Origin of the sequence: Sphingomonas sp. Leaf412 (assembly GCF_001425405.1) — a bacterium.
GTDB lineage: Bacteria > Pseudomonadota > Alphaproteobacteria > Sphingomonadales > Sphingomonadaceae > Sphingomonas.
Genome location: NZ_LMQP01000004.1, coordinates 160,604 through 161,942, shown reverse-complemented (window position 1 = coordinate 161,942; position 1,339 = coordinate 160,604). Strand labels below are relative to the sequence as shown.

Below are 1,339 nucleotides of genomic sequence, written 5' to 3'. Positions count from 1 at the left end.
CGAATCGATCCTGGGCCTGATCCGCGACATCGCGGGGCAGACGAACCTGCTGGCGCTGAACGCGACGATCGAGGCGGCGCGCGCGGGCGATGCGGGGCGCGGCTTCGCGGTGGTGGCGCAGGAGGTCAAGAGCCTGGCGAACCAGACCGCGCGTGCGACCGACGACATCGCGGCGAAGATCGCGGCGATACAGGCGGCGACGCGGGTGACGGTGGACACCAGCGCGTCGATCCGCGCGACGGTGGGCGAGGTGCAGGACAGCGCGACGCGCATCCGCCATGCGATGGAAAGCCAGGCGCAGACCGTGACCGCGATCACCGCGGCGGTGGACGAGACCGCGCTGGCGGCCGATTCGATGTCGCACACCGTCGCCACCATCCGCGAGGATACCGAAACCGTCGCGACCGAGATCGACGCGCTGGGCGCGGGGTTCTCGCTGTTGTCGGGCCGGCTCGGCACGCTGGAGGGGCGCGCCGGGGAATTCGCCAGGAAGTTCGCAGCGTAATCACGCGCGATGGAGACGTCGATGGAACGATCGGTCTGGAACGGCAGCGACCGCAGCTATGCCGCGCGGTTGCGCGATTACGACTGGGACGGGCAGCTGGCGCTCGCGGCGCACCGCATCCATGAACTGCTGACGCCGGACGACGGCTGGCTGCGGGTCGGCGAAAGCTTCTTCGAGCGCTACCTGCTGCTCGTCCCGGGCCTGAACGCCATGATGAGCGACGAGTTGCGGCTGCGACAGACCGAGCGGGCGATGCGGTACGCGTCGCTGCGCTACCGGGACCCGTACAATCCCGACTGGTGCGGGCGCGCGATCGGCCATGCCGACCTGGCGCGGCGGCAGGGGGTGCCGATCGCGGGGCAGCTGGCGGCGCTGTCCTTCGCGCACGGCCGTACGCTGGACCTGGTCCGCGCGCGCAACCGCGACGGCGATGCCGCGCTGCAATTATATGCCTGCGTGATCCAGCGGCTGGCCCTGTTCGAATCGGAAATCATGATCGCGCACCTGGCGCGGCAGGAAATCGACGAGGCGAGCGCCGCGCGCGCCCTGCGCGGCGTGGCGTTCCAGGAACGGATATCGGACGGCATCGCGGAAACCGCCGAACTGGGCGGGCACGTCCGCACGCAGGCGTCGTCGGCGTCGTCGTCGGCGCGCGGGATGCTGGGCAAGACGAGCGAGGTCGCGGCGGCGGCGGAACAATCGGCGGTGGCGATGCGCGAGGCGGCGTCGACCGCGGCGGGCCTGATCCGCGCGATCGAGGATGCGCGCGCGGAGGTGGAGGTCGCGGCCGACATCGCGACGCGCGCGGCGCACCAGGCGGGCGACGCGGTGGGT

At 71.5% G+C, this 1,339-nt stretch carries 1 protein-coding gene and 1 pseudogene; both read left to right on the top strand.

Annotation, left to right across the window (positions count from 1 at the left end; translation table 11 throughout):
• Positions 1-505, top strand: a 505-nt coding sequence (locus tag ASG29_RS17635) for a methyl-accepting chemotaxis protein (RefSeq protein WP_235532952.1), incomplete at its 5' end; no start/stop codon positions are given.
• A 21-nt stretch (positions 506-526) separates the two neighbouring features.
• Positions 527-1,339 (top strand): annotated as a pseudogene (locus tag ASG29_RS15045) (chemotaxis protein); the annotation flags it as partial.